This is a genomic window from Stenotrophomonas sp. IS26 (genome assembly GCF_054188265.1).
This window is the reverse complement of the sequence record NZ_JBSZJV010000019.1, coordinates 1-25,146: the sequence shown is the minus strand read 5'-3', so window position 1 is coordinate 25,146 and position 25,146 is coordinate 1. Positions and strand designations below refer to the sequence as shown.

Below are 25,146 nucleotides of genomic sequence, written 5' to 3'. Positions count from 1 at the left end.
CATCGCCAAGGGACAGGCGCTAGCGTGCAGCTCCACTTTGCATGATGCGACCGATGAAAAGGATGTTCGTGGTAGGCGCGCTGATGTCGCTGGCAGGCGGCGCGCCGGCGCAGTCGTTCACCGTGCTGGGCAATAGTTTCGGCGCCGAGGCGCTGGTGTCCCTGGATGGCCGCCTGCTGGTGCCGCCCAATGGCGCGCGCATGCATCGGCTGTCCGCCGACCGCTGGATGCGTGCGCAGGGCCCCACCACGCCGCAGCAGTGGTACGACGATGCAGGACGACTGCTGCGTGAGGACCGCGGTTATACCGAGTACCACGAACGGTTCGTGCTGCCGCAGGCCGCACCCGGTGATCCGTTGTGGGAGGCGTTCATCCAGGCCGATGGTGAGGCGGTCGGTGGCCGGGGCGTGGTGGATGCGCTGGGTCAGGTTCGTTTTCCAGCGCTGAAGGATGGCGAATGGGTGCCATTGGCGATACCCGATCGCGTGCTGTGGAACGCCCGCAGTGGTCCGCTGCGCTTCCATGACCTGCACGGGCGCGCCGTCATGGAACTGGACGAGCGCCAGGTCCAGTGGGTGGCCGGGCCCTTCGCCGGTCGCCACGTATATGTTGCGTGCAGTGTCCAGGTGCCTGAGCACTGCGACGTGCGGGATGAATCCGGTACGACGCTGTTTTCCGATGACATCGACGCGCTGCTGCCCGTCACCGACGGTGGCTGGTGGCTGCGCCAAGGCGAGCTGTGGCGGCGGGTGGATGCACAGGGCAGGGCGACGGACAGTGCGCGCTACCAGCAGGATGGTCTGTATCCCCGTTATCGCCAGTATGGCGGCACTGCGGGCCGGCGCGACTGGCCCGAGCAGGTCAACCGGCATGCCACCGGCAGCGCCGACGACACGCCCGAGCCCGGCTGGCTGATGCCCGACGGACACTTTGCCGCACAGCGTGGCAACGTCCGCCTGGATTACTGCGGTGGCCGCTGGCAGGTGCTGGACAACGAGGGCGCCAACCCGCCCACCGCCGCCCCGGCCGCGCTGGCAGCGGGGCTCGACGAGCCCGATGCTGAACAACGGCAGGCACCGCCGTGGCGCGTGCGGCATCCCACCGAGACCGAGACCGCAGCGGTGCTGGACTGCAATGGCGAGGTCGTGTTCGCGCCTTCAGACGTGACCCGGTTCGACGCCGTCGGCACTGGATTGCTTGGAAGGTTCGGCGGCGAATCCTCACCGCGCCTGTGGTGGGATGGACGCACGGCCTACACGGTGCCTGCCGACATGGCCATCGACGAACGCCACGTCGCCCCGCCGTTGCTGTTGCTCCGGGAGCAGGCCGCCGGCGTCAACCACCTGTACAACCTCGCGCGTGGCCGTATCGTGGGTCGTCCGTTCGAAGGTGTGGTGCGCATGGACGGTGGCCGGGTGGTGTTCCGCCGGGACGGAAAACTGGGCATGATGCTGGCCGATGGCAGCGAACCGGCGCCGCCGGAGAGTTTCGATATCCTGCCCTGGGGCACGGATCGCACCTGGACGCGCCGCTATCTGGACGGGGGCGATGAGGAACTGGTCCTGCTGGAGGCCAACCATCAGGTGCTGCTGCGACGGCGCCTGCTGTTCAGCGGCGTGGAGCTGCAGTCCACCTGGCAAGGGGATGTGGAAAGCCAGCCGCTGACGTTGGTCAATCTCGGCACGATGCGCTTTGCCGATGGCGAATACTTCGTCCAGCAATGGCTGGACCGCGACGGACAGGTGCTGCTCAGTGACATCAGCTGCCCGGCACCCGGCAATGGCCCGCCCTCGAAGGGGAAGGGCGTCCTGCTCGGGCGCGGGTGGCGCGTGGACAGTGTGCCCACGCGCCCCTGCAAGCTGCCCCGGGCGCTGCTGCCGGTGCTTGCCGGCGGCGATGTGACCGATGCGATGCGCGACCGGTAACCGCGCGCGGATCAGCCTGAAACGCTGGGGTAGTCGGTGTAGCCGTGCGCACCGCCGCCGTACAGCGTGTCCTGGTCCAGGTCGGACAGCGCTACGCCGAGACGGAAGCGCTCGACGAGATCCGGGTTGGCGATGAAGGGGCGGCCGAACGCGATCATGTCGGCATAGCCCGACGCCACGGCCGCTTCCGCGCGTGCCTGGTCATAGCCGTTGTTGGCGATCCAGGCTCCCTTGAATTTGGCGCGCAGGGCGGCGTAGTCGAAGGCGATGTTGTCGCGTGGGCCACCGGTCGCCCCTTCGATCACATGGATGAAGGCCAGCGGGCCGATGGCATCCAGGCGCTCCACGGCGCGTTCGAACAAGGGCTGCGGGTTGGAATCCTCCGCGTCGTTGGCCGGTGTCACCGGCGACAGGCGCACACCGGTGCGTTCGGCGCCGATTTCCGAGACGATCGCGCGGACCACTTCATCGAGCAGGCGGGTGCGGTTCTCGATGCTGCCACCGTAGCCGTCGGTGCGGTGGTTGCTGCCATCGCGCAGGAACTGGTCGATCAGGTAGCCGTTGGCGGCATGCACTTCCACGCCGTCAAAACCGGCGGTGATCGCGTTGCGCGCGGCCTGGCGGAAGTCCTGGATCAGGCCGGGAATTTCGTCCAGGCGCAGGGCACGTGGTTCGGAGACCTCTTCAAAGCCCTTGGCCGTGAACGTTTTGGTGTTGGCACGCAAGGCACTCGGTGCTACCGGGACCTCGCCCTCGGGCAGCAGGCTGGTGTGCGAGATGCGGCCGACATGCCACAGCTGCAGCACGATCTTGCCGCCGCGTGCATGCACCGCATCGGTGACCTTCTTCCAGGCGTCGATCTGGGCTTGGCTGTAGATGCCGGGTGTGTCGAGATAGCCCTGGCCCATCGGGCTGATCTGGGTGGCCTCGGCGATGATCAGGCCGGCGCTGGCGCGCTGCTCGTAGTACTGGATGGCGAGCGGATTGGGGATGCGGTCGTTGATCGCGCGGTTGCGGGTCAGCGGTGCCATTGCGACGCGGTTGGCAACGTCGATGGCCCCCAGGCGGGTGGGGGAGAACAACTGGCCGTCATTGGAGTCTGTCATGGGTTTACCTTGGGGGAGGGCGGCCGCCATCGGCGGATGAAAGAAGGGATGTGGGCGTACGACCCCGAGCATAGGCCCAGGTGCGTTGCAGTGATGGGAAGGATTGTTGCGAAGCATCCTGTGCACGTTCTGTAACGTTTTCGCGGCGTATGGTCCAGGCATGGGCAGGCACTGCCCGCAGCCTTATTCCAACCCGAGGAACAACGCGATGATTGATTATCAACTCAAGGGAAAGGTCGCCATCGTCACCGGCGGCGTCTCCGGCATCGGCCTGGCCGTGGCTGAGCTGCTGGCCGATTCCGGTGCAGCGGTAGCGGTGTGGGATCTCAAGGCCGACGCCGTCGAGAAAACCGCCGAGACGCTGCGGAAGAAAGGCGTGAAGTCGATCGGCATCGCCTTGAACGTCACCGACGAGCACGCCGTTGAAGCGGCCGTGAAGCAGACCGTCGAGGAACTCGGCGGGCTGGATATCGCGGTGAACAACGCCGGTATCGGTGGGCCGTCGGCGGCCAGCGGCGACTACCCGGTGGAGGGCTGGAAGAACGTCATCGACGTCAATCTCAACAGCGTGTTCCTGTGCCAGCGGGCGCAGATCCAGGCGATGCGCAGCGCGGGCAAGGGCGGCAGCATCATCAACATGGCCTCCATCCTCGGCCAGGTCGGTTTCAACAACTCCGCGGCCTATGTCGCGGCCAAGCATGGGGTCGTCGGTCTGACCCAGACGGCGGCGTGGGAGCACGCCGCGGACAAGATCCGCATCAATGCGGTGGGCCCCGGGTTCATCGCCACGCCGTTGCTGGACAAGATGGACCCGAAGGTGAAGCAGGCGCTGGAGAGCAAGCACGCGCTCGGCCGGCTCGGCACCCCGGAGGAAGTCGCTGCGCTGGTGGCCTGGTTGGCCAGTGCGGACGCCAGCTTTGCCACCGGCACGTACTACGCCATCGATGGCGGTTATCTGGCGCAGTAAGCCTTGCAGCGGCAGGCTCACCCGGGCCTGCCGCTGGCTTCACGGTGCTCAGACGCCCTTGTCTGCGACGCTCCGTCCATTGCTGGATGAGAGGTGCAGATGGGACTGGAACAAGATCTATCAATCCTGCTGCGGATCGCCGTGGCAATGCTGCTCGGCGCCACGCTCGGCATCGAGCGGGAGATGGGCAAGCATGCGGCTGGGCTGCGCACGCACATGCTGATCGCCGGTGCCGCCGCCCTCATTGTCGGGCTCGGTGACAGCATTGCCGAGCACTTCCAGGAAGAGCGCTACCGCGACCTGCTGCAGGTCGATCCGGTCCGTCTGATCGAAGCAGTGGTGGCCTGCGTCGGCTTTGTCGCCGCCGGTACGATCCTGCGCGGTTCGCGCGACGATCAGGTCAGCGGCCTGACCACGGCCAGCTCACTGATCATGGCCGCGGCGATCGGTATCGCGGTCGGCATCGGCGAGTACGTGATCGCTGTCGGAGTGAGCGTGTTGTGCCTGATCGTGCTGGTGGTGTTCAGCCGTATCGCTAAAAAACTGGAGTCGTCATGAGCAGCGAACGTCCCTTCGAGATCCAGCGCATCGACCATGTGGTGCTGCGCGTGCAGGATCTGCCACGCGCGGTACGCTTTTACTGCGACGTGCTGGGCTGCACGGTTGCCCGCGAGCGGCCCTCGCTGGGCATGGTGCATCTGCATGCCGGCGAATCGCTGATCGATCTGATCAGTGTCGACGGCCCGCTGGGGCGCGAAGGTGGCGCAGCACCTGGGCGGGAAGGGCGCAATGTCGAGCATGTCTGCCTGCGCGTGGAGCCGTTCGACGCCGAACAGGTGCGCGCGCATCTGCAGGGGCTGAAGGTGGCGCTGAGTGGACCGGCCGAGCGCAACTACGGCGCGGAGGGCGACGGTCTGTCGCTGCGCCTGCGCGATCCCGATGGCAACTCGGTCGAGCTCAAAGGCCGCTCCAACGACTGCGGCTGTTAAATGGTACTACCAATAGGCGAGCCTAGACCTATGGTCTAATAGGCTCGCCCTGCGTTTGGCGTTTCAATGCGGGCAGTTTCAACGACTTCGATGAGTAGTGGTACTACCAATGCGCATCGTTGAACGTTCTTGGCTCGCGCGGTGCTGACCGCGCGGGCCCCTGTCCGTCTTGATGAGATCCGCCGATGCAGGCCTGGCAACAACTGTATGACCCCGCTGGCAACCTCTGGCTGTCCAGCCTGATCGCGCTGCTGCCGATCGCCTTCTTCTTCGTCGCCTTGGCTGTGCTGCGCATGAAGGGGTGGCTGGCCGGCACGATCACCGTAGCGATCGCGTTGGCGGTGGCCCTGCTGTTCTACCGGATGCCGCTGTCGCAGGCGTTCGCGGCGGCCGGGTATGGCTTCGTCTATGGCCTGTGGCCGATTGCCTGGATCATCCTGGGCGCGGTGTTCCTGTACAAGGTCTCGGTCAAGACCGGCCAGTTCGACATCATCCGCGCCTCGATCCTGTCGGTCACCGAAGACCAGCGCCTGCAGATGCTGATGGTCGGGTTCGCGTTCGGCGCGTTCCTGGAAGGGGCGGCCGGCTTCGGTGCGCCAGTGGCGATCACCGCCGCGCTGCTGGTCGGGTTGGGCTTCAAGCCGCTGTATGCGGCCGGCCTGTGCCTGATCGTCAACACCGCGCCGGTGGCGTTCGGCGCGATGGGCATTCCGATCATCGTGGCCGGGCAGGTGACCGGGCTGGATCCGTTCGAGATCGGGCAGATGGCTGGACGCCAGCTGCCGTTCCTGACCCTCATCGTGCTGTTCTGGATCATGGCGATCATGGATGGCTGGCGCGGGGTCAAGGAAACCTGGCCGGCGGTGCTGGTAGCCGGCGGTTCCTTCGCGATCGCGCAGTACCTGACCTCCAATTTCATCGGCCCGGAGCTGCCGGACATCACCGCTTCGCTGACGTCGCTGGTCTGCCTGACCCTGTTCCTGCGCAGGTGGAGGCCCGTGCGGATCTTCCGCTTCGATACCGAGACCAGCGCTGAAGCCGCCGCCCAGGCACGGGAGGCGCCGCGCTATTCCACCGGCCAGATCATCAAAGCGTGGTCGCCGTTCCTGATCCTGACCGCGATGGTCACGATCTGGAGCATCGCGCCGTTCAAGGCACTGTTCGCCGCCGGCGGCGCGCTGGAGCACTGGGTGCTGAAGATCCCGGTGCCGTCGCTGGATCAGCTGGTACAGAAGATGCCGCCGATCGTGCCGGTGCCCACCGGGTACGAGGCGGTCTACAGGTTCGATGCGGTCTCGGCGACCGGCACGGCGATCATGCTGGGCGCGGTCATCGCGATCGTGCTGCTGAAGATGCGCCCGGCCGCAGCGCTGCGCACCTTCGGCGAAACCGCCAACGAGCTGAAAGTGCCGATCTATTCCATCGGCATGGTGCTGGCGTTCGCCTTCATCGCCAACTACTCGGGGTTGTCGGCAACGTTGGCGCTGGCCCTGGCACACACCGGCAAGGCCTTCACCTTCTTCTCGCCGTTCCTGGGCTGGCTGGGCGTGTTCCTGACCGGTTCGGACACCTCGTCCAACGCGCTGTTCTCGGCGCTGCAGGCCACCACGGCACAGCAGATCGGCGTGTCCGAGGTGCTGCTGGTCGCGGCCAATACCACTGGCGGGGTGACCGGCAAGATGATCTCGCCGCAGTCGATCGCCATCGCCTGCGCGGCGGTCGGCCTGGCCGGCAAGGAATCGGACCTGTTCCGCTTCACGGTCAAGCACAGCCTGATCTTCACCGTGATGGTCGGCATCATCACCACGGTCCAGGCCTACTGGCTGACCTGGATGATTCCCTGAGCCCATGCGCGGCATTCCGGCCACCGGCATCGACCCCATCGGCCGCCACGCGGGCGACAATGGCGGCATGAAAAATGAACGCCTGTCCGACAAGGTGGCCGCGCAGCTGCGTGGCCTGATCCGTGAGCAGAACCTGCAGCCGGGCGACCGGCTGCCGGCCGAGCGACCGCTGGCGGTGCAGCTGGGGGTGTCGCGCACGGCGCTGCGCGAAGCGATCGCGCAGCTGGCCAGCCAGGGCCTGCTGAGCGCGCGGGTCGGCGGCGGCACCTACGTGAGCGAGCCGGCGGCCCGGGCCCGGCAGACCATCGATGAGCCGTTGATGCCGTACCTGCCGCTGTTCCAGGGGGACCCGGAATACCGCTTTGATGTGCTGGAGATCCGCCACGCGCTGGAAGGGGCGACCGCCTGGCATGCGGCATTGCGCGCCACCGACGAAGACCGCGCCAAGATCCGCCAGGCCTTCGACACCATGATGGCCGCGCACGGCAAGGACGATCCGGCCGGCGAGGCACAGGCCGATGCGGCCTTCCACCTGGCCATCGCCGAGGCCTCGCACAACCTGGTGCTGCTGCAGGTCATGCGCGGCCTGTTCGACCTGCTGCAGACCAATATCTCGCAGAGCCGCGAGAAGCTCTATACCTCGGCCCGCACCTTTGAGCCGCTGTCGGTCCAGCACCGCGAGATGATGGATGGGGTGCTCTCCGGCGACCCGGAACGCGCGCGTGCCGCCGCGCACGCGCACCTGGAATTCGTGCACACCTCCCTGCGCACGCTCGACGACAACGAAGCCCGGCGCGCACGTGCGTCGCGGCTTCCTTCTTCCCACGGTTGACCCATGATCATTTCCGCCTCCACCGATTACCGCGCCGCGGCGCAACGCCGCCTGCCGCCGTTCCTGTTCCACTACATCGATGGCGGCGCGTACGCCGAGCACACCCTGAAGCGTAACGTTGCAGACCTGTCGGACATCGCACTGCGCCAGCGCATCCTGCGCAACATGTCCGATCTGAGCCTGGAAACGGAGCTGTTCGGCGAACGCCTGGCGATGCCGGTGGCGTTGGCGCCGGTCGGACTGACCGGCATGTACGCGCGCCGCGGTGAGGTGCAGGCGGCGAGGGCGGCGGCGAGCCGGGGGATTCCGTTCACGCTGTCCACGGTGTCGGTCTGCCCGATCGAGGAGGTGGCCCCGGCCATCGATCGGCCGATGTGGTTCCAGCTGTATGTGCTCAAGGACCGCGGCTTCATGCGCAATGCGCTGGAGCGGGCCAAGGCGGCCGGCGTGACCACGCTGGTGTTCACCGTGGACATGCCGACGCCGGGCGCACGTTACCGCGATGCGCATTCGGGCATGAGTGGCCCGAACGCGCCGGCGCGGCGCATGCTGCAGGCGGTGACCCACCCGCGCTGGGCGTGGGACGTCGGCCTGTTCGGCCGCCCGCACGATCTGGGCAACATCTCCACGTATCGCGGCAGCCCGACCGGGTTGGCCGACTACATCGGCTGGCTGGGCAACAACTTCGATCCGTCCATTTCGTGGAAAGACCTGGAGTGGATCCGCGAGTTCTGGACCGGCCCGATGGTGATCAAGGGCATCCTCGATCCGCACGATGCGCGCGATGCCGTGCGTTTCGGGGCCGACGGCATCGTGGTCTCCAACCACGGCGGGCGCCAGCTGGACGGCGTGCTGTCCACCGCGCGGGCCTTGCCGGCGATCGCCGATGCGGTCAAGGGTGAGTTGAAGATCCTGGCCGATTCGGGCATCCGCAACGGCCTGGACGTGGTGCGCATGATCGCGCTCGGCGCGGACAGCGTGCTGCTCGGCCGCGCCTTCGTCTATGCGCTCGCCGCGCAGGGCGAGGCCGGCGTGGCCAACCTGTTGGATCTGATGGCCAAGGAAATGCGTGTGGCGATGACGCTCACCGGCGCGAAGACCATCGCCGATATCAGTGCCGATTCGCTGGTGGACGCCACCCGGCGCCTTGCGGTCGCACCGTGAGCGGCGTCGGCAGCGATAGCGCCGCGTTGCTTGCGCAGCTGCGCGGCATCGTCGGCGACGCGCACGTGCTGTCGGGCGACAAACCGACGCGGCGCTTCCGCAGGGGCTACCGCTTCGGCGACGGCCCGGTGCTGGCGGTGGTACGCCCGGGCACGCTGCTGGAACAGTGGCGCGCCCTGCAGGTCATCGTGGCGGCCGATGCCATCGTGATCATGCAGGCCGCCAACACCGGCCTCACCGGCGGCTCCACCCCCGATGGTGCCGATTACGACCGTCCCGTGGTGATCATCAGCACGCTGCGCCTCACCGGCGTGCAGCTGATCAACGCGGGCCGCCAGGTGGTGTGCCTGCCTGGGGCGACGTTGGACCGTCTGGAGAACGTGCTCGCGCCGCTGGATCGCGAGCCGCACTCGGTGATCGGTTCGTCGTGCATCGGCGCGTCGGTGCTGGGCGGGGTCTGCAACAACTCCGGTGGCTCGCTGGTGCGGCGTGGCCCGGCGTATACCGAGATGGCGCTGTTCGCCCAGGTCGATGCCCACGGCCAGCTGCAGCTGGTCAATCATCTCGGCATCGCGCTGGGCGACACCCCCGAGCAGATCCTGGAACGGCTGCAGCGCGGCGACTACGCGCCCGCCGATGTGGACAACGGCAACGGCCGCGCCGCCTCCGACCCGCGGTATGCCGAGCAGGTGCGCCAGGTCGATGCGGCCACGCCGGCACGCTACAACGCCGATCCCTCGCGCCACTACGAAGCCTCCGGCTCGGCCGGCAAGCTGGCGGTGTTCGCGGTGCGGCTGGATACGTTTGCGCGCGAGCCGGGTGAGGTGTTCTACATCGGCAGCAACGCGATGGAGGATCTGACCGCGATCCGCCGCCATCTGCTGACCGCGTTCGAACGCCTGCCGATCTCCGGCGAGTACCTGCACCGCGAGGCGTATGACATCGGCGAGCGCTACGGCAAGGACACCTTCCTGCTCATCGATCGCTTCGGTACGGCCCGGGTGCCGGCTGCGTTCGCGTTGAAAAGCCGCGTCGATGGCTGGTTCGAAAGTCTCGGCCTGCGCGGGGTCACCGACCGGGTGATCCAGTGGGCGATGCGCTGCCTGCCACGCCATCTGCCCGCGCGCATGGGCCAGTTCCGTGACCGCTACGAGCACCATCTGCTGCTCAAGGTGTCGGCGGTGGATGCCGCCGCAACCGAGACCTTCCTGCGCAATCACTTCGCTGACGGCGAGGGCGACTTCTTCCAGTGCACCGCCGGGGAGGGGCGCAAGGCGTTCCTGCATCGCTTCGCCGTGGCCGGCGCGGCCGTGCGGTATCGCGAAGTGCACCGGCGCGAGGTCGAGGACATCGTGGCCCTGGACGTGGCGCTGCGACGCGACGACCGCCAGTGGGTGGAACACCTGCCATCCAACCTCGATGCACGCCTGGCCGGCAAGCTGTATTACGGCCATTTCCTGTGCCACGTGTTCCACCAGGACTACATCGTGCGCAAGGGGGAAGATCCATTGGCCATCGAGCACGCGATGTGGGCGCTGCTGGATGCGCGCGGTGCCGAGTATCCGGCCGAACACAACGTGGGCCACCTGTACCCGGCCAAGCCGCCGCTGGCGGCGTTCTACCAGCAGCTGGATCCGAGCAATACGTTCAATCCGGGCATCGGCCAGACCCCGAAAACGCGCGGATGGGGCAGCTGCGACTGCACCACCCACGGGTAGAGCCACCCCATGGGGTGGCTCTACCCGCGCGGAATCACTCGCAACGGACGGCGGTGATCACGTTGTCCTTGTCGATGAACACCCGCAGGCGATCCTGGCGCAGGTCACGGGTGGTGATCGTGGCCGGGCCGATCGGGTTGATCAGGCCGGCGCCGCTCTGTACCAGCAGCTTGCGCATGTTGGCTTCGTCGGCCGGCTGGCCAACAGCCCAGCCCAGCGCATCGGCCTTGCACAGGCCTGGGCCCTTGATTTCCGGCCCCGGCGTGCTGACGCAGGCGGCCAGTGACAGGGTGCCTGCGAGCATGATCGCGGCGAGGGGATAGCGGTAAAGGGATGTCATCGGGTCGCTCCTGCGGGGTCAGGCGCCGACCATACCACCGCGGTGCGCAGGGACATGTGGTGGCTACCCTGGCGTTACACTGACGGCCTCTCACGATCGATCATGCAGGGAGTCGCAGGTGCTGCACGTGTTCATGCTTGGCGGGCGCCATGCCCGGGCCAGGATCGAGGTCCACGATGTGGCCTTCGCCAACGTCGATGTCATCGAAGAGGCCTACCCGCAGTTGCGCCAGGAGTGGTTCGGCGAACGCAAAGGGCTGCATGTCGATGGCTGGCTCGCGGTGGATGGGGTGGAGGCGTACCAGGTGCGCTTCGGCGAGGTGGCCCCGGCGGCGGGCGCGCCGCGGCTCTACTTTCTCAATCTAGGCGGGTATGCCGCCGGCGCGCTGGGCGAGGCCCATGACTACCGGCTACTGGTCGCCACCAGTGTCGAAGAGGCCAAGCACAAGGCCAGGGCGCTGCGCGATGCCAGCTGGTTCAAGCCGCATACCGATGCCCTGCTGGAGGTCGATGACTGCATCGCCATCGATCAGGTCGGCGGCCGGTATGTGCAGCTTGAGCGCGGGGAGCACCAGGGCATCGCGCTGGTCAGTGACTACATCGTGATCGGCTGAACGGCCCCGATTGCCCGCGGCCGTGCCGCTGGCGCATAGTGTCGCGGTCTTGTGAGGTCCGGCGATGTCGCCGCGACAGGTCAACCAACGGAAGTAGCGCATGCAGAGCAGGAAGATCACCGCCGCAGTGATCGTGACGCTGGGAATGATGATGGCAGGCAACGCCGTGGCGGCCGAGCCGGACGCACCGGTGTTCGGTGGCTGGCGCAACCTGCATTCGGCCAGTGGCGCCGAGCCGGTACTGAGGAACCAGCCGTTTGCGATCCTGCCGGGCGAGGTTGCCAAGGGCGAGCGCTTCGCGATCCTGGACCGCGAGAACAAGCAGGCAGTGTGCTGCCTGGTGGTGGACAGCGACCGCCTCGATGCGATCGCGCTGGAGACCCGCTACCGGCTGCCCGGGGTATGGATCGCCGATCTGCTCGGCAACGAGGACTACAACCGCCGGCACGGCGACCCGCATGTGTTCGCGATGAAGCGCGAAGGCGAGCTGGTCGACCACGTCTTCTCGCAGGAAGGCGGCGGCTACAGCGATCTCGGTGGCCTGCTGCTGCCGGCCGGGGCTGCGCTGGATGCCAGCGGCAACATCAAGCTCGGCACCGTCATGTACCGCCTGCAGGTGCAGTCGCAGCGGTTCGCCGATGACAACGGCGCGCTGGATCGTTACACCCTGCAGCCGCCGGCACCGGCCGCGCCGGTGGTGGTCGAGGTGCCTTACAGCACCTACTGACACGGAAGCGACAGAACCGGCACGGTACAATCGCGCCCGCCCACCGGCCGTGCCGGCCGGGCCCGCATCCTTGTCCGAGCCTGTCCGTGATCGCCCGATTCTTCCTGTCCTGTGCGCTGCTGCTGTTGGCCGCCTGCGCCACGCCGGCCCGGCCACCGGCCAAACCGCCCGCCAATCCAGACGCCCTGTGGGGCATCATCCAGCGCGATTGTGCCGGCGATGCCGCCCCCCGTGGCAGCTGCCTGGCGGTGGCCGCCGAGGCGCAGCGCCGCGATGTGCTGCTCAAGGATTCGCACGGCCACTACCAATTCCTGGTGTTGCCGCTGGACCGGGTCTCGGGGATCGAAAGCCCCGCGCTGCTGCGGGCCGGAGCACCGAACTACTTCGCCGCGGCCTGGGCCGCCCGCAGCCACACCGAGCAGGCGCTGGGCCGGTCCCTGCCGCGCGACGTGGCCAGCCTGGCCTTGAACTCCCCGCATGGGCGCTCCCAGCACCAGTTGCACATCCACGTGGATTGCCTGCGGGCGGATGTCCTGACCCAGCTGCGCCGGCTGCAGCCCTCCATCGGCGCGGACTGGCAACCACTGCCGGAGCCGCTGCGCGGGCATGCCTATCTCGCCCGCCAGCTGCCGGGTGCCGAGCTCACCGCGAATCCGGTCCGTCTGCTGGCCGCTCATCTGGCCGAGCCTGCCGATATCGGCAACTGGTCGCTGGTGGTGGCCGGGCAGACGGACCCCGCCGGTGCCCCGGGCTTCGTGCTGCTGGCCACCCGGCTGGACCTGGCAGCGGGCAACAAAGCCAGTGGCGAGGAACTCCAGGACCACGCCTGCGCCGTGCTGACCGGTGCAGCCGGGCCGCTGGAGGGCGTGCTGTGAGGCGCACCTGGGCGTGGGCGGTATGGATGGTGCTGCCACCGTTGCCCGCGTTGTGCTGGGCAGCGGCGGATGACGCGGGTGCACGCCTGCAGGACGTGTCCGGCAATCGGCTGATACCGCTCGCGGCAGCGCCTGCAGGGGCAAGTGATGCGGCGGCCGGCGACCAAGGGTTCGACCCGCGCTGGTACTGCAGCGCGGACCAGCACTGGTGCGTGCGCGTGCAGCCGGGCGACGACGAGGAACAGGTGGTGCTGATCGTGCGTGAGCGCTCCGCTGGCAGGGATATCTCCCGCCGCGCGCTCGCGCTGGCCATCGGCAACGCCGAGGGCGGCCTGCAGCCTTGGCCGGCCCTGGTCGAACTTGGCCCGGCCGCGCGGGGCGGTGTACTGGTCGGCGTGGATGCCCAGGCCAGCACGATGTACTCCGGCGGCGGCGCCAGCGTGACCGAGCGGGTCGTGGCGCGCGTCATGCGCCACGCAGCCGACGCCGACGCCGACGCCGACTCTGGCGAGGTGCTGCGGCTGCCGGTGCAGGGCCATGCCAGCATCCGCGCCTGCTTCAGCGAGCGTGATATGGACCTCCGCGCCGGCGCCTGTCACGACGAGTATGGTTTCGATGCAGCGCTGAGCCTGGATCCGGCTGGCGAGGGCATGCCGGTGCTGCACTATCAAACGCACGCGCACCGGTTTCCTGCGTTTGCCTCACGCAACCAGGATTCGCTTGCGCATGGCCGGGTAAAAACGTCGGAACTGCGCACCGTGTCGGATCCGGCCTGCTCGTATCAGCGGGTGTACCGCTTCCAGAACGGTGCCTATATGGCCGATCAGGCATTGCCGGACTGCAGCGAATTCACCGAACTGTAGTGGGGCGCGGGAATCCAACGCGCGATTGAAATAAAAACCGCGGACGTGGCACGTTATAGTGGCCGTTCAATGCGGTTCCCGCTTTCGCGCCCGGGCTGACTGGCGCGTCGTATCCGACTTAATCCATGACTGCTGAAACCACGACTCCGCCCGCCGCTGCGCCGTCCCAGGCCACCGGTCCGCTGTTCTACCAAGCGCCCGTGCCGCTGCGCTCGGATCTGCATGCCGCCTGGCGCCTGGTGCCCGACACCGCGCATTTTGCTGCCGACACCAATGCGATCCCCGCCGTGATCGGCGAGTTCGGCTCGCTGGCCCAGCATTACCCGATCATTTTCACCGGGAAGGACGCGATGCCGCTGGTGGCCGTCGGCCTGGCCCAGCGCAACCTGTTCGTTGCCGATGGCGTATGGGACGAGCAGAGCTACGTGCCGGCGTACGTGCGCCGCTACCCGTTCGTGTTCATGCAGGCCGGTGAGCAGGACGAGTACGTGCTCGCGCTCGACTCGGCCGCCAAGCAGGTCAACCAGGGCCAGAGCGAGGACGGCGTGCCGCTGTTCCAGGATGGCAAGGCGACCGAGATTGTCGACAACGCGATGCGCTTCTGCGGCGATTACACGCGCGAGCATGATCAGACCCGTCGCTTCACCGCCGCGCTGATCGAGAACGATCTGCTGATCGACCGCAACATCGACGTCACCCTGGCCGATGGCCGGCAGATGTCGATCAACGGCTTCCAGGTCGTGGACGTGGAGAAGTTCGCCGCGTTGCCGGACGCCACCGTCGTGGCCTGGCACCGCAGCGGCTGGCTGGCGCTGGTGCATCACCACCTGAGCTCGCTGGCACGTTTCAGCGCGCTGGTGAGCCGACAGAGCGCGCTGCCTGCCGACGCCTGATTCAAGGCGCACGGGCCATCACGGAAACGGCGGCCGCAGGGTCGCCGTTCTTCGTTGTGCAGGGTAAGGTGCGGATCAGTCGCGGGTGCTGACTTCCCAGTTGGCATGCACCACGCCAGGCTGCCGCTGCAGGCGGGCGACCACGGCATCGAGCTCGTCGGCACTGACCGCCGTGCTGACCAGGATCGCGACCAGCTCGACCGGGCCGTCGCCGTGTTCGATCACCTGCACGTCGCTGACCGGGTACTGCGCGGCCTCCAGTGCGTCCACCAGGCGTTCGCGTGCCAGGGGCGTGGCGGCAGGGTCCACGCTCAGGCGCACCTCGTAGGTCGCTTCAGAGGCGGCCTCATTGATCGGGATGCGGTTGATCGCGTTGACCAGCGGGCGCAGCAGCGTGTTGCCGGCGATGATCAGCACCGTCAGCAGCGCGCCTTCGGCCAGCATGTCCGCACCGGTGCACGCACCGACCGCCGCCGAGCACCACAGCGTCGCGGCGGTGTTCAGGCCACGCACGTTCATGCCTTCCTTCATGATCACACCGGCGCCAAGGAAACCGACCCCGGACACCACGTAGGAGATCACCCGCACGGCTTCAGCGTTGCCGGCGATGCGCATGCCCAGATCCACGAAGGCCGCTGCGCCGACCGCCACCAGCACATTGGTGCGCAGCCCGGCGGTGCGCTGGCGGTACTGCCGTTCCGCGCCGATCAACGTGCCGAGCACGAACGCGGCGACCAGGCTGACCACGGTGTCCAGGAAGGGATGCAGCTCGAAGGTCTGGATGAAGCGCATGCGGAGTCCTTGCAGGGCAGGGCTTAGGCGAAATCCCGATAAGCATATCCCGGGCGGTCATTTCCCCCTTTTCCGCCTGTTCAGCAGAATCACGGCCCCTCCCTCACTACGCTCTGGCACGGGCCTGCCCGCGCCGTTACGTAGCTCTTTTACCGGAAATCTGCATGTCTGTGCTGTATCGCCCGCTGCGTCGGCGGGTCCTGGTTCTGTCGTTGTTGCCCCTGCTCGGCGCAGGTTCCATGGTCCACGCGGCCGATGCGCCCACCCAGCTCGATGCCGTCACGGTCACCGGCTCGCGCATCCCCCGCGCGAGCGTGGAAGGCCCATCTCCGGTCACCGTGATCACCCAGGAGCAGATCGAGGCGCAGGGCTACCGCAGCGCCTTCGAAGCGCTCAGCGCGCTGACCGAGAACACCGGCAACGTGCAGGGTGAGGATTTCGGCAACACCTTCACGCCGGCCGCCAACACCATCAACCTGCGTGGCCTCGGCCCCAACCGCACCCTGGTGCTGGTCAACGGTCGCCGCCAGTCGGATTACCCGCTGGCCTACGAGGGCTCGGTCAATGTGGTCAACCTGGCCAACATCCCGAGTGCGTTGATCGACCGGATCGAAGTGCTGGCCGGGGGCGCCTCGGCGGTGTATGGCTCCGATGCGATCGCCGGTGTGGTCAACATCATCCTCAAAAAGACCTACGACGGCGTCGGCATCAATGTGCGCGCCGGCACCACCGAACAGGGCGGCGGCGACAATCAGCGCCTGCAGGCGGTCGGCGGCGGCTCGGGCGAGCAGTGGGACGCGATCTTCGGGCTGGAGATCGCCAACCGCAAGGCCATCTACGGCTCGCAGCGCGATTTCATGGATTCGCTGACCGACGATCCGCGTGGCGTGGCACCGCTGGCGACGGCGGTGGCGTATCGCCGCAACGCCTCCACCAATAATTACATCGATCCCGGTACCGACGGCTGCGATGCCACCAGCACGCTGTATGGCGACAGCGTGTTCCGCGCGCAGAATCCGCGCCAGGGCTGGTACTGCGGCAGCAATGAGGCCGCGCCCACGTTCTGGACCGTGCAGACCGAGAAGCGCAACATCGACGCCTACAGCGCGGTGACCTGGCGCTTGAACGATCGCCAGGAACTGTTCGCCGATGCGGCCATCGGCACCGCGCGCATCTACAACAACACCCGTGCACCGAGCTGGACCTCCTCGCGCAATTACTTCTACAACCAGAACAGCGGTCAGCTGGAAAGCTGGTACCGGCGTTTCGCACCGGAAGAGATCGGCGGCGTGCAGCGCAATGCCAACCGGTTCCTGGAGCAGTCCTGGTCGTTCAACGTGGGCGCGCGTGGCAGCATCGGCGGCTCGGACTGGGATTACGAAGCGGCCTACAGCCGCTCGCGCTATGAGAACAAGACGCAGCGCCCGGGCCTGTTGATCGGTATCAACGAGTACCTGCTCGGCCCGCAGCTCGGCACCCGCAATGGCGTGGAGGTCTACGCGCCGGATCCGTCGCGTCTGTACCAGCCGCTGACCCCGGGCGAGTACGAGGGCCTGTCGGACCGTTACGAGAGCCGCAACGCCGCGTGGCTGCAGACGGCCAGCGTCAGCGTCAACGGCCAGCTGTTCGATCTGCCCGGTGGCCGTGCCGCGCTGGCAGCCGTTGTCGAAGCGGGCAGCCAGGGCTACAGCAACCGCCCGGACCCGGCGTTGGCACAGGGTGCGTTCTGGAACCTCAATGCCGGCATTCCCGCCGGTGGCGAACGTGATCGCTATGCGGCCGGCGTGGAGCTGCAGCTGCCGTTGCTGGAGCGCCTGACCGCCACCGTGGCTGGACGCTACGACCAGTACCGCGCCGCCGGTGATCACCTGGGCAAGGCGACCTGGAGCACCGGCCTGGAGTTCCGTCCGTTCGATACGCTGCTGCTGCGTGCCAGTGCGGCGACCAGCTTCCGTGCGCCGGACATGAACTACGTGTTCGCGACCGAAACGCGTGGCTACAACCCCGGCATGACCGACTACTGGCGCTGCCGCAGTGCCGGCCAGACGTATGACGACTGTGACTTCAGCGGGCTGGCGATCGACTACACCAGCGGCGCCAACCCGCAGCTGCAGCCGGAAACCGCCAGATCGTATGGCCTGGGCTTCGTGTGGTCGCCCTCGGCGAACCTGGACTTCACGGCGGACTACTACGACATCCGCATTGACGATGAGGTCACCAACCTCGATGCCACCCGCATCCTGAAGGACGAAGCGGACTGCCGCCTCGGCCAGACCGTGGGCGGTGACGCACGCGATATCGGCTCGGCACAATGCCAGGATGCACTGCGCCGGGTGATCCGCAACCCGGCCGATGCCGCCGTGCAGCCCAATCAGGTCGTGCGCGTGCTGATCAACCCGATCAACGCCGCCTCCGAAACCGTGCGCGGCATCGACCTGAAGTCGAATCTGCGCTGGGATGCAGGCCGTTACGGTCGTTTCTCGGCCCGCGTGGCGTATTCGCTGGTGATCGACCACAGCTACCGCCAGTTTGCTGGCGATGACGTGCAGGACCAGCGCAATTCGCTGGATTCCTACCAGTGGCGCAGCAAGGTCAACGGCAGCGTCACCTGGGCGATCAATGACTGGACCGCCACGCTGTACGGCATGCGCTACGGCTCGTTGCCCAAGACCGACGGCAGTGGCCGCATCGCCCCGTACATGACCTACAACGCCAGCCTGTACCGCAAGCTCAATGACAACGCCACGCTCGGCCTGATCGTCAACAACCTGCGTGACAGCCGCCCACCGGCAGACAAGAACGGCGGTGGTTGGCCGTTCTACCCGGTCGGCAACTACGACCCTTACGGCCGTCAGTTGTGGCTGGAGTTCGACTACCGCTTCCTGTAATCCGCTCGCGGGCCCGGCAATGCCGGGCCCGCTGCGTCTGGGTCACAGGCGTCGAAGCTGCTCAGATCACCATCGCGCCCAATACCGCCAGTGCCAGGATGATCAGCAGCACGCCAGACAGGCGCTCGATCCACGGCAGCGCTGCGTTGAATCGGCCCATCGCTGCCGCGCGCCCAACCATACCGGCCATCAACAGGTCCCAGCCGAGCACCACCGCGAACATCCACACCGCATAGAACAGCCGTGTTCCGGCGGTAGTGTCCGGCCCACTCAACATGGCCGCCAAGCTGGCGTAGAACAAGGCGTTCTTGGGATTGAGCAGGGCGGAGGTGGCGCCCAGTCCGAGGGCTCGGAACCACGCCGAACGCTGTGCCAGGCGGGACAGCTCCGCCGGTTGCTCACCCGGCAGACGCAGTGAGGCGGTCCCGGCATGGCGCAGGAACAGCAGGCCGATGTAGAGCAGTAAAGCGCAGCCCGCTATCTGGATCACCTGAAACAGCGCGCTGCCCGCCTGCAGCCCCGCGACGCCGAAGAATGCCAGCGCAATATAGGCCCCATTGGCCAGTGCGACCCCGATGCAGGCGCCGCTTGCAACACGCCAGCCCTGACGGATTGCGGTGCGGGTGATCAGAAAGAAGTCCGGCCCGGGCGACAGCAACGCCAGAAAGTGCAGGGCAGCAACGAGCAGAAACTGTTCCATGGGGGGTAGGCAGGCTTCAACGGGGCGCCTGACTGTGCCGGTGTTGCGGGTTGATGTATTGCACGATATTGCGTAGTACTCAGCGGCGATAACGGCCTGGCGTAATACCGGCGTGAGCCTTGAACAGGCGCTGGAAATGGCTCTGGTCTGCAAAGCCGAGCGCGTGTGCGACCTCGGCCAGCGGTTGCCCTTGAGCAAGGCGCTCGCGGGCGAGATTGATCCGCCGATTGAGCTGCCAGGCATGTGGCGTCAGCCCCGTGGCCTTGCGAAACGCCCGGATCATCGCGTAGCGGTCCATCCCCGTGCATGTGGCCAGATCGGCCAGCGATACGCTCGACATCGGCGCGGCATCCAGCAGGGCGAGTGCTGGCTGCAGTCGCCGGTGTTGCGCTGCGCTTGCGTCCGGGGCGGGAACCGGCGCCCCGGCAGTGACGTCGAGATCGTCGATGAAAGCGACGACAGCTGCTTCTTTTTCTCCGGGATCGGCACCGGAGAACAGCAGGGCATTCATGTCGCAGAACGTCCGGTAGCGCGCAAGGCTGCGGTCGATCCGGATCAGCGGCGCCGTTGGGGCGCTTTTGTCGATGGATTGCATGTCTTCTGTGACTGCCGCCACCCATGCCGCATCCAGATGCAGCATCTGATAGCTCCAGGCGGTGTTGGGCGCCGGATTGCAGGCGTGTACACGGTGCGCCGGCACGATGACCAAGGTGCCTGGTTGAAGGCGGTGCTGGCCGCCAGGCGCGCCGCTGAAAATGCTCTCACCCGCGTCCACGGCGCCGATCGACCAGGTTGGGTGACTGTGCGGGCGGTAACAGGCCCGGCTGTTGCACGCGCGGCGTGACTCAACCCAGGGCAGCCGGGGGTCGCGCCAGACGTCATTATCCGAGGCAATGCGGCCGGAAGGGCGGCGCTCGCGTATGCTCACCGCCTGAAACTCACTGCAATCCATGCGCCATGGTAAATCACCTTCACTACCGCCGTGCGCTGCCAGACGATGCCGCTGCCTGCATCGATCTGCGCGGACGCACCCGCGAGAACGCCTTCTCCGCCGCTCAGCTGGCCGAACTGGGCATCACCGAAGACAGCTGGGCGGCCGGTATCCGTGACGATGCATTGCCGGGGCATGTCGCACTCGAAGACGGGCGGATGGTCGGCTATTGCTTTGGCGATCGCGAAGGCGGCGAGATCGTGGTCCTGGCGTTGCTGCCGGCCTATGAAGGGCGGGGCATCGGTCGGTACTTGCTGGATCTGGCCATCGCCGATCTGGTCGAGGCGGGCCATACGCGGCTGATCCTGGGGTGTGCAGCGGATCCGGCGGTGCGCTCGCACGGGTTCTATCGTTATCTCGGCTGGCGGCCGACCGGTGAGATCGATGCGCTGGGCGATGAGGTGCTCGAGCTGCACGTGGGCGCCACGCCGTAGGATCGGGGTAGGGCGTAGCACTGACTCCGTGTCGGGATCATCCGCGTCGCGCGTCCAGCGTGCGGCAGGTCACGGCCGGGGATGATGGGCCGGGGAGATGCTGCAGCCTCCTGGAGGGAGCTGAGCCATGCCTGTGTGGATGTTGGCCATCATGATGAGCGCTGCAGCGAGCGAGGCTTCTCCGCGGCAGGTGCACACCTGTGTCGTGGAAGGCAACCGTCAGTACCAGTCCACGCCGTGCAGCGGCCGGACCGAGCGCATCCGTGACATGCCGCCGCCTGTGGATACGCGCGCCAATGCGTTGTACATCGAATCGCTTCGCCAGGAGCTCAAGTCCAAACGGCGCGCAGAGACCGCACCGGCGCGCCCGCGCCGGTCGCCGCGCCGCAACGTGCGGCCGGCGCCCGCCTTCCGGGGCGCAGTGATCTCGGTACATGCCGATCCGGTCCGGTGCGATGCCGCGCGCCGCCAGCGCGAGGCAACCTACGCAAAGGCGGGTGACCGCCCGAGCCTGGCACTGAGCCGGCGGATGGATGACCTGGTGCACGATGCCTGCCGATGAGGTGCAGGCATCGTCGGCAGTCACTGCCGTCAGTGGCGGTCCATCAGATAGCGCGCCACGGCATCGAACGCCGGCAGGGTGGTCGGGTCATTGGCGCTGTTGCCGGCCACCGGGTGCGAGCCGAACCGCGCGATCACCACGCGTGCGGTGGGATCGATGTACAGCGCCTGGCCGTGCACGCCGCGCGCCATGTAGGCGCCATGGTCGTTGTGCGATATCCACCACATGCCGCGATAGCTCCAGCCCGGCAGCTGGGGATAGCCGGCCTTGGCGAAGGCCTGCTTGTTGCCGCCAGCGCGGATACGGGCGATGGCGGCGGCGGGCACGATGGGCTGGCCGTTGATCTTGCCATCGTCAAGCAGCAGTTGGCCGACGCGGGCCAGATCACGCAGGCCGGCATTGAAGCCGCCGCCCGCAAACGGCGTGCCGGTGGAATCAACGGTGTAGTACGCGTCCTGCTCGGCGCCAACGCGTTGCCAGATCCGCGATTGCAGCACCTGTGCAACCGACTGCCCCGTACGCCGGGCGATGATCCAGCCCAGCGCGTCCGTATTGATCGTTTTGTAGCCGAACGCCTCGCCGTGGCGGCCCTGCTTCTGCACGGTCTGCAGGTAATCGTAATAGCTGCGCGGCCCGGTGTAGCCGGGGGCAGGGGGCAGGGTGCTGCCCGCGGCGGAAAACGCCCAGACCTCGGCGTTGGGGTCGGCGTAGTCTTCGCTGTAGCGCAGTGCCGTGGTCATCTCCAGTACCTGCTTGACCGTGGCATCGCCGAACGCACTGTCCTTCAGCTCGGGAACAATCGCGCTGACGCGCTGGGTTTCATCGATCACCCCCTCGGCGACCAGCATCTCGCCGAGCAGGCCGGTCATCGACTTGCTGACGGACATCGCACCGTGCTGGCCGTGCTCGTCCAGGCAGCCGCTGTAACGTTCGTAGACCACCACCCCGTCGTGCAGCACCACGATGCCGTCGGTGTAGTTGGCCGACAGCGACTGTGCCCAGGTCATCTGACGGTTGGTGCCGGTGGGCGTGAACGACAGCGCGTCGATCGCGGCATCCAGCCGACGCGGCAGGTCATGCGCGGCACCCGGTCCCCGGCTGACGCCCACGGTGGGCATCAACTGGCGGAAATGGCAGGCCGTCCAGCGCAGCTTGGGGAAGCTGAAATAGTCGTCATCCGTGTAACGGATGCGCTTGTCTTCCGGCGGCGGCGCGCCCTGCATCCAGCCCAGCCGCCTGGGATCGGACGCTTCGGCCGACAGTGGCGGCGATGCGGGCGGGGCCGGGGCGGCAGGGGCGGCGACCGGCAGGGCGAGCGCGGCAACCAAGGCCGCGGCCAGCCGTGTGCGGGAGGACACCAGGGCGGCGCGCGCGCGGGACAGGGCGCTACGGGGGCGTGGAACGGGCATGGTGCACTCCTTGCTGATGCGCAGTACGTCTGCGCCACCAAGGGTACTGCACCGGAAAGAACGACGGCGCCCTCGGCGCCGTCTGTCACGTGCCCTGCAACTACAGGGCGTCATGCCGTTACGGGTTGCCGGGGTTGCCCTGCGGGGCAGGGTCCGGCGTGGCCGTCTCGGCCGATGGCAGCGATAGTGCCGGGTTCAGCTGCTGGGCCTGCAATGTCTGGATGCGCTGGTTGAGCGCGTCCAGTTCGCTGTGGCTGCTGCGCAGGTCCGTGCTCAGGCTGACCGCCTGCTGCTTGGCCTGTTCCAGCGAAGCGCTGACCTGCAACGACTGTTGGCGCTGGAGATCTGCTTCCTGCTGGCGGGCGTGGCGCTGCCGGCGTCGGTGTGGGAACAGCAGATCCTGCCTGCGCGCGTGGTCGATTACGCGCCGGCGATGCTCGATGAGCTGCTCGCTACGGGCACCGTGGTGTGGGCCGGGCACGGGCGGCTCGGCGAGGAGGACGGACTGGTCTCGCTGCACCTGCAGGAATTCGCGGCAGAAACGCTGCCCGCGTTGGCGGTGGCAACCGCGCTGTCGCCGCTGCAGGACGCGCTGCTGCAGGCGCTGGCCGACGGTGGCGCTTACTTCGCGCGCCAGCTGGTCACTGCGGTGGGCACGCACGGGGCGCGGGCCGGCAGCCCGCCCATGGAGATCACCGCCGCGCAGCTGCACGATGCCTTGTGGGGCCTGGCCTGGTCGGGGCACCTGACCACGGATCTGTGGGCGCCGCTGCGTGGCATGGCCGGTGGCCGCGCGCTACGGCCGCGGGTCGCGCGCGCCTCGCGGCGCGGTCGACGCGTCCGTGGCATCCCGATGCACGACACGCCCTTGGCCGACGGCGCGCCGGCGGTGATCGCCAGCTTTGCGGCCCCCGCGCTGGCCGGGCGCTGGTCGCTGTTGCAGCGTGAGGCGATCAGTGACACGGCGCGCGCGGTGGCGCTGGCCGAGGGGCTGCTGGACCGGCACGGCATCGTGACCCGCGGGGCCGCGATGGCCGAAGGGATCGCCGGCGGCTTCCCGGCGCTGCAACAGGTGTATCGCGGCATGGAAGATGCGGGACGGGTGCTGCGCGGGCGCTTCGTGGACGGGCTGGGCGGGGCCCAGTTCGCCGATCGCCTGATCGTGGATCGGCTGCGTGGCGTCGCCGATGCCCTGCGGCCCGGTGCTGGCGAGGTGGCGATCGGGCTGTCCGCGGTGGACCCGGCCAACCCGTTCGGTACCGTGGTGCCCTGGCCGGTGCACGGCTCGGCGGTCCGGCCGGTGCGACGTGCCGGCGCCGTGGTGGTGATCGGCGGTGGGCGTCTGTTGATGTACCTGGCCCAGGGGGGGCGCCAGCTGCTGACGTTCTTCGATGCGGACGATGTGTCCCTGGCCGGCACGACGGCTGCCGCGGCGCAGGCGCTGGTCGGTGCACTGCGGCGGGGCCGGCGCACCTCGTTCACCGTGGAGCTGATCGACGATGCGCCGGCCCGACGCGATGGCCTGATGGACGCGCTGCGGGCCGCCGGTTTCTCCAGTGCGCCAAAAGGCATCGGCTGGGAAGGATGAGCAGGGGAGGCGAAGACTTACTGATGCGATCTAAGTAGAAACACGCTGGCCGCCATCGCGACCCACACCGACTATTGAGCACCACCGTCGTCGGAGAAGTGCATGGCCAGCTCATCCGCAAAGAAGAAGCCCGGTTCATCCGCAAAGAAGCCCAACATCCTCGTCATCTGGGGAGACGACATCGGCATCTCCAACCTGAGCTGCTACTCGCGCGGGTTGATGGGCTACCAGACCCCCAACATCGACCGCCTGGCCAACGAGGGCATGCTGTTCACCGACTCCTACGGTGAGCAGTCCTGTACCGCCGGCCGCTCATCGTTCATCACCGGGCAGAGCGTGCTGCGTACCGGTCTGTCGAAGGTGGGCATTCCCGGTGCGCCGGTCGGGATGAACGAGAAGATCGTCACCATTGCCGCGCTGCTGAAGAACGAGGGCTATACCACCGGGCAGTTCGGCAAGAACCATCTTGGCGATCTGAACCACATGCTGCCCACCAACCATGGGTTCGATGAGTTCTACGGCAACCTCTACCACCTCAATGCCGAAGAAGAGCCGGAGATGTACGACTACTTCCCCAAGGACGAGTTCGGGGATTTCATCGAGACCATCAAGCCGCGCGGGGTGATCCACAGTTTCGCCACCGACAAAGATGACAGCACCGACCAGAAGCGCTGGGGCAAGGTAGGCAAGCAGAAGATCGAAGACACCGGCCCGCTGGACCGCAAGCGCATGCTGACCTGCGATGACGACTTCGCCGAGCGCGCCAAGGGCTTCATCAAGAAGGCGAGCGACGATGACACGCCGTTCTTCGTCTGGGTCAACTTCACCCACATGCACCTGTATACGCACACCAAGGAAGAGAGCAAGGGCCAGGCCGGGCGTTGGCAGTCGCCGTACCACGACACCATGGTCGACCACGACAAGAA

At 67.3% G+C, this 25,146-nt stretch carries 25 protein-coding genes; 18 read left to right on the top strand and 7 right to left on the bottom strand.

Annotated features, from left to right (window positions below):
• The first annotated feature begins 53 nt into the window (after positions 1–53).
• On the top strand, positions 54–1,925 hold the full coding sequence (locus ACW6W5_RS14740; protein WP_152151344.1) for a hypothetical protein: 1,872 nt from the start codon (positions 54–56) through the stop codon (positions 1,923–1,925).
• 11 nt (positions 1,926–1,936) lie between these two features.
• Here ACW6W5_RS14740 and ACW6W5_RS14735 read toward each other — a convergent pair whose 3' ends face one another.
• On the bottom strand, positions 1,937–3,031 hold the full coding sequence (locus tag ACW6W5_RS14735; RefSeq protein WP_152151346.1) for an alkene reductase: 1,095 nt from the start codon (positions 3,029–3,031) through the stop codon (positions 1,937–1,939).
• 208 nt (positions 3,032–3,239) lie between these two features.
• On the opposite strand from ACW6W5_RS14735, the gene ACW6W5_RS14730 reads away from it, so the two are divergent.
• From ACW6W5_RS14730 to dld, 7 genes are all read left to right on the top strand, one after another.
• On the top strand, positions 3,240–3,998 hold the full coding sequence (locus ACW6W5_RS14730) for an SDR family NAD(P)-dependent oxidoreductase (RefSeq protein WP_121037038.1): 759 nt from the start codon (positions 3,240–3,242) through the stop codon (positions 3,996–3,998).
• Positions 3,999–4,097: 99 nt separating this feature from the next.
• The gene (locus ACW6W5_RS14725) at positions 4,098–4,556 is read left to right on the top strand and encodes an MgtC/SapB family protein (RefSeq protein ID WP_121037036.1); all 459 of its coding nucleotides are present in this window, start codon (positions 4,098–4,100) and stop codon (positions 4,554–4,556) included.
• Entirely contained in the window at positions 4,553–4,987 is a 435-nt protein-coding gene (locus ACW6W5_RS14720; protein ID WP_121037034.1) for a VOC family protein, read from the top strand. Before ACW6W5_RS14725 ends, ACW6W5_RS14720 begins: the two co-directional genes overlap by 4 nt.
• A 185-nt stretch (positions 4,988–5,172) precedes the next feature.
• Positions 5,173–6,831: an L-lactate permease gene (gene lldP / locus ACW6W5_RS14715; protein WP_152151348.1), complete on the top strand. Its 1,659-nt coding sequence runs from the start codon at positions 5,173–5,175 to the stop codon at positions 6,829–6,831.
• 67 nt (positions 6,832–6,898) lie between these two features.
• Positions 6,899–7,663, top strand: a complete 765-nt coding sequence (gene lldR, locus ACW6W5_RS14710; RefSeq protein WP_121041082.1) for a transcriptional regulator LldR — start codon at positions 6,899–6,901, stop codon at positions 7,661–7,663.
• 3 nt (positions 7,664–7,666) lie between these two features.
• Entirely contained in the window at positions 7,667–8,827 is a 1,161-nt protein-coding gene (gene lldD / locus ACW6W5_RS14705; protein WP_121037030.1) for an FMN-dependent L-lactate dehydrogenase LldD, read from the top strand.
• Complete coding sequence (dld, locus tag ACW6W5_RS14700) at positions 8,824–10,545, top strand: D-lactate dehydrogenase (protein WP_152151350.1); 1,722 nt, start codon at positions 8,824–8,826, stop codon at positions 10,543–10,545. Before lldD ends, dld begins: the two co-directional genes overlap by 4 nt.
• A 34-nt stretch (positions 10,546–10,579) precedes the next feature.
• Here dld and ACW6W5_RS14695 read toward each other — a convergent pair whose 3' ends face one another.
• Positions 10,580–10,885, bottom strand: a complete 306-nt coding sequence (locus tag ACW6W5_RS14695; RefSeq protein ID WP_121037027.1) for a hypothetical protein — start codon at positions 10,883–10,885, stop codon at positions 10,580–10,582.
• Positions 10,886–11,003: 118 nt separating this feature from the next.
• Here ACW6W5_RS14695 and ACW6W5_RS14690 point away from each other — a divergent pair, with 118 nt between their 5' ends.
• The 5 genes from ACW6W5_RS14690 to ACW6W5_RS14670 all read left to right on the top strand — a co-directional run bounded on the left by ACW6W5_RS14690 (position 11,004) and on the right by ACW6W5_RS14670 (position 14,856).
• Entirely contained in the window at positions 11,004–11,498 is a 495-nt protein-coding gene (locus tag ACW6W5_RS14690; RefSeq protein WP_121037025.1) for a DUF1543 domain-containing protein, read from the top strand.
• 100 nt (positions 11,499–11,598) lie between these two features.
• Complete coding sequence (locus ACW6W5_RS14685) at positions 11,599–12,225, top strand: decarboxylase (protein WP_152151351.1); 627 nt, start codon at positions 11,599–11,601, stop codon at positions 12,223–12,225.
• A gap of 86 nt (positions 12,226–12,311) precedes the next feature.
• Entirely contained in the window at positions 12,312–13,100 is a 789-nt protein-coding gene (locus ACW6W5_RS14680; RefSeq protein ID WP_121037023.1) for a CDP-diacylglycerol diphosphatase, read from the top strand.
• A gap of 212 nt (positions 13,101–13,312) precedes the next feature.
• Positions 13,313–13,963: a hypothetical protein gene (locus ACW6W5_RS14675; RefSeq protein WP_458233654.1), complete on the top strand. Its 651-nt coding sequence runs from the start codon at positions 13,313–13,315 to the stop codon at positions 13,961–13,963.
• Positions 13,964–14,088: 125 nt separating this feature from the next.
• On the top strand, positions 14,089–14,856 hold the full coding sequence (locus ACW6W5_RS14670; RefSeq protein ID WP_088433354.1) for a SapC family protein: 768 nt from the start codon (positions 14,089–14,091) through the stop codon (positions 14,854–14,856).
• Between the two features lie 75 nt (positions 14,857–14,931).
• Here ACW6W5_RS14670 and ACW6W5_RS14665 read toward each other — a convergent pair whose 3' ends face one another.
• The gene (locus ACW6W5_RS14665) at positions 14,932–15,648 is read right to left on the bottom strand and encodes an MgtC/SapB family protein (protein ID WP_121037020.1); all 717 of its coding nucleotides are present in this window, start codon (positions 15,646–15,648) and stop codon (positions 14,932–14,934) included.
• A 164-nt stretch (positions 15,649–15,812) separates the two neighbouring features.
• Between ACW6W5_RS14665 and ACW6W5_RS14660 the strand changes: the two genes are divergently transcribed.
• The gene (locus tag ACW6W5_RS14660) at positions 15,813–18,536 is read left to right on the top strand and encodes a TonB-dependent receptor plug domain-containing protein (RefSeq protein WP_152151355.1); all 2,724 of its coding nucleotides are present in this window, start codon (positions 15,813–15,815) and stop codon (positions 18,534–18,536) included.
• Positions 18,537–18,597: 61 nt separating this feature from the next.
• Here ACW6W5_RS14660 and ACW6W5_RS14655 read toward each other — a convergent pair whose 3' ends face one another.
• Complete coding sequence (locus ACW6W5_RS14655; RefSeq protein WP_152151357.1) at positions 18,598–19,236, bottom strand: LysE family translocator; 639 nt, start codon at positions 19,234–19,236, stop codon at positions 18,598–18,600.
• Positions 19,237–19,315: 79 nt separating this feature from the next.
• Complete coding sequence (locus ACW6W5_RS14650) at positions 19,316–20,188, bottom strand: AraC family transcriptional regulator (RefSeq protein WP_152151359.1); 873 nt, start codon at positions 20,186–20,188, stop codon at positions 19,316–19,318.
• A gap of 5 nt (positions 20,189–20,193) precedes the next feature.
• Here ACW6W5_RS14650 and ACW6W5_RS14645 point away from each other — a divergent pair, with 5 nt between their 5' ends.
• Both ACW6W5_RS14645 and ACW6W5_RS14640 read left to right on the top strand, forming a co-directional pair.
• A complete protein-coding gene (locus tag ACW6W5_RS14645) occupies positions 20,194–20,661 on the top strand; it encodes a GNAT family N-acetyltransferase (RefSeq protein WP_152151361.1) in 468 nt (155 codons plus the stop codon).
• A gap of 127 nt (positions 20,662–20,788) precedes the next feature.
• On the top strand, positions 20,789–21,223 hold the full coding sequence (locus ACW6W5_RS14640; RefSeq protein ID WP_152151363.1) for a hypothetical protein: 435 nt from the start codon (positions 20,789–20,791) through the stop codon (positions 21,221–21,223).
• A 29-nt stretch (positions 21,224–21,252) separates the two neighbouring features.
• Here ACW6W5_RS14640 and ACW6W5_RS14635 read toward each other — a convergent pair whose 3' ends face one another.
• On the bottom strand, positions 21,253–22,632 hold the full coding sequence (locus ACW6W5_RS14635; RefSeq protein ID WP_152151365.1) for a serine hydrolase domain-containing protein: 1,380 nt from the start codon (positions 22,630–22,632) through the stop codon (positions 21,253–21,255).
• Positions 22,633–22,750: 118 nt separating this feature from the next.
• Positions 22,751–22,957 carry a hypothetical protein gene (locus tag ACW6W5_RS14630; protein ID WP_428999812.1) on the bottom strand — a complete coding sequence of 69 codons (207 nt, stop codon included), beginning with the start codon at positions 22,955–22,957 and terminating at the stop codon, positions 22,751–22,753.
• A gap of 6 nt (positions 22,958–22,963) precedes the next feature.
• Here ACW6W5_RS14630 and ACW6W5_RS14625 point away from each other — a divergent pair, with 6 nt between their 5' ends.
• Both ACW6W5_RS14625 and ACW6W5_RS14620 read left to right on the top strand, forming a co-directional pair.
• A complete protein-coding gene (locus tag ACW6W5_RS14625; protein WP_193222751.1) occupies positions 22,964–24,220 on the top strand; it encodes an Lhr family helicase in 1,257 nt (418 codons plus the stop codon).
• Between the two features lie 102 nt (positions 24,221–24,322).
• The coding region (locus tag ACW6W5_RS14620) for a sulfatase-like hydrolase/transferase (RefSeq protein ID WP_458233653.1) at positions 24,323–25,146 on the top strand (824 nt) is incomplete at its 3' end.

Excerpts from the sequence above, each read along its gene's own strand:
- ACW6W5_RS14665 (WP_121037020.1), bottom strand. The coding sequence starts at position 15,648 with ATGCGCTTCATCCAGACCTTCGAGCTGCATCCCTTCCTGGACACCGTG.
- ACW6W5_RS14685 (WP_152151351.1), top strand. The coding sequence starts at position 11,599 with ATGCAGAGCAGGAAGATCACCGCCGCAGTGATCGTGACGCTGGGAATG.
- ACW6W5_RS14645 (WP_152151361.1), top strand. The coding sequence starts at position 20,194 with ATGGTAAATCACCTTCACTACCGCCGTGCGCTGCCAGACGATGCCGCT.
- ACW6W5_RS14660 (WP_152151355.1), top strand. The coding sequence starts at position 15,813 with ATGTCTGTGCTGTATCGCCCGCTGCGTCGGCGGGTCCTGGTTCTGTCG.
- ACW6W5_RS14640 (WP_152151363.1), top strand. The coding sequence starts at position 20,789 with ATGCCTGTGTGGATGTTGGCCATCATGATGAGCGCTGCAGCGAGCGAG.
- ACW6W5_RS14740 (WP_152151344.1), top strand. The coding sequence starts at position 54 with ATGAAAAGGATGTTCGTGGTAGGCGCGCTGATGTCGCTGGCAGGCGGC.
- lldP (WP_152151348.1), top strand. The coding sequence starts at position 5,173 with ATGCAGGCCTGGCAACAACTGTATGACCCCGCTGGCAACCTCTGGCTG.
- ACW6W5_RS14730 (WP_121037038.1), top strand. The coding sequence starts at position 3,240 with ATGATTGATTATCAACTCAAGGGAAAGGTCGCCATCGTCACCGGCGGC.
- lldR (WP_121041082.1), top strand. The coding sequence starts at position 6,899 with ATGAAAAATGAACGCCTGTCCGACAAGGTGGCCGCGCAGCTGCGTGGC.
- ACW6W5_RS14720 (WP_121037034.1), top strand. The coding sequence starts at position 4,553 with ATGAGCAGCGAACGTCCCTTCGAGATCCAGCGCATCGACCATGTGGTG.
- ACW6W5_RS14650 (WP_152151359.1), bottom strand. The coding sequence starts at position 20,188 with ATGGATTGCAGTGAGTTTCAGGCGGTGAGCATACGCGAGCGCCGCCCT.
- lldD (WP_121037030.1), top strand. The coding sequence starts at position 7,667 with ATGATCATTTCCGCCTCCACCGATTACCGCGCCGCGGCGCAACGCCGC.
- ACW6W5_RS14670 (WP_088433354.1), top strand. The coding sequence starts at position 14,089 with ATGACTGCTGAAACCACGACTCCGCCCGCCGCTGCGCCGTCCCAGGCC.
- ACW6W5_RS14735 (WP_152151346.1), bottom strand. The coding sequence starts at position 3,031 with ATGACAGACTCCAATGACGGCCAGTTGTTCTCCCCCACCCGCCTGGGG.
- ACW6W5_RS14655 (WP_152151357.1), bottom strand. The coding sequence starts at position 19,236 with ATGGAACAGTTTCTGCTCGTTGCTGCCCTGCACTTTCTGGCGTTGCTG.
- ACW6W5_RS14725 (WP_121037036.1), top strand. The coding sequence starts at position 4,098 with ATGGGACTGGAACAAGATCTATCAATCCTGCTGCGGATCGCCGTGGCA.
- ACW6W5_RS14635 (WP_152151365.1), bottom strand. The coding sequence starts at position 22,632 with ATGCCCGTTCCACGCCCCCGTAGCGCCCTGTCCCGCGCGCGCGCCGCC.
- ACW6W5_RS14695 (WP_121037027.1), bottom strand. The coding sequence starts at position 10,885 with ATGACATCCCTTTACCGCTATCCCCTCGCCGCGATCATGCTCGCAGGC.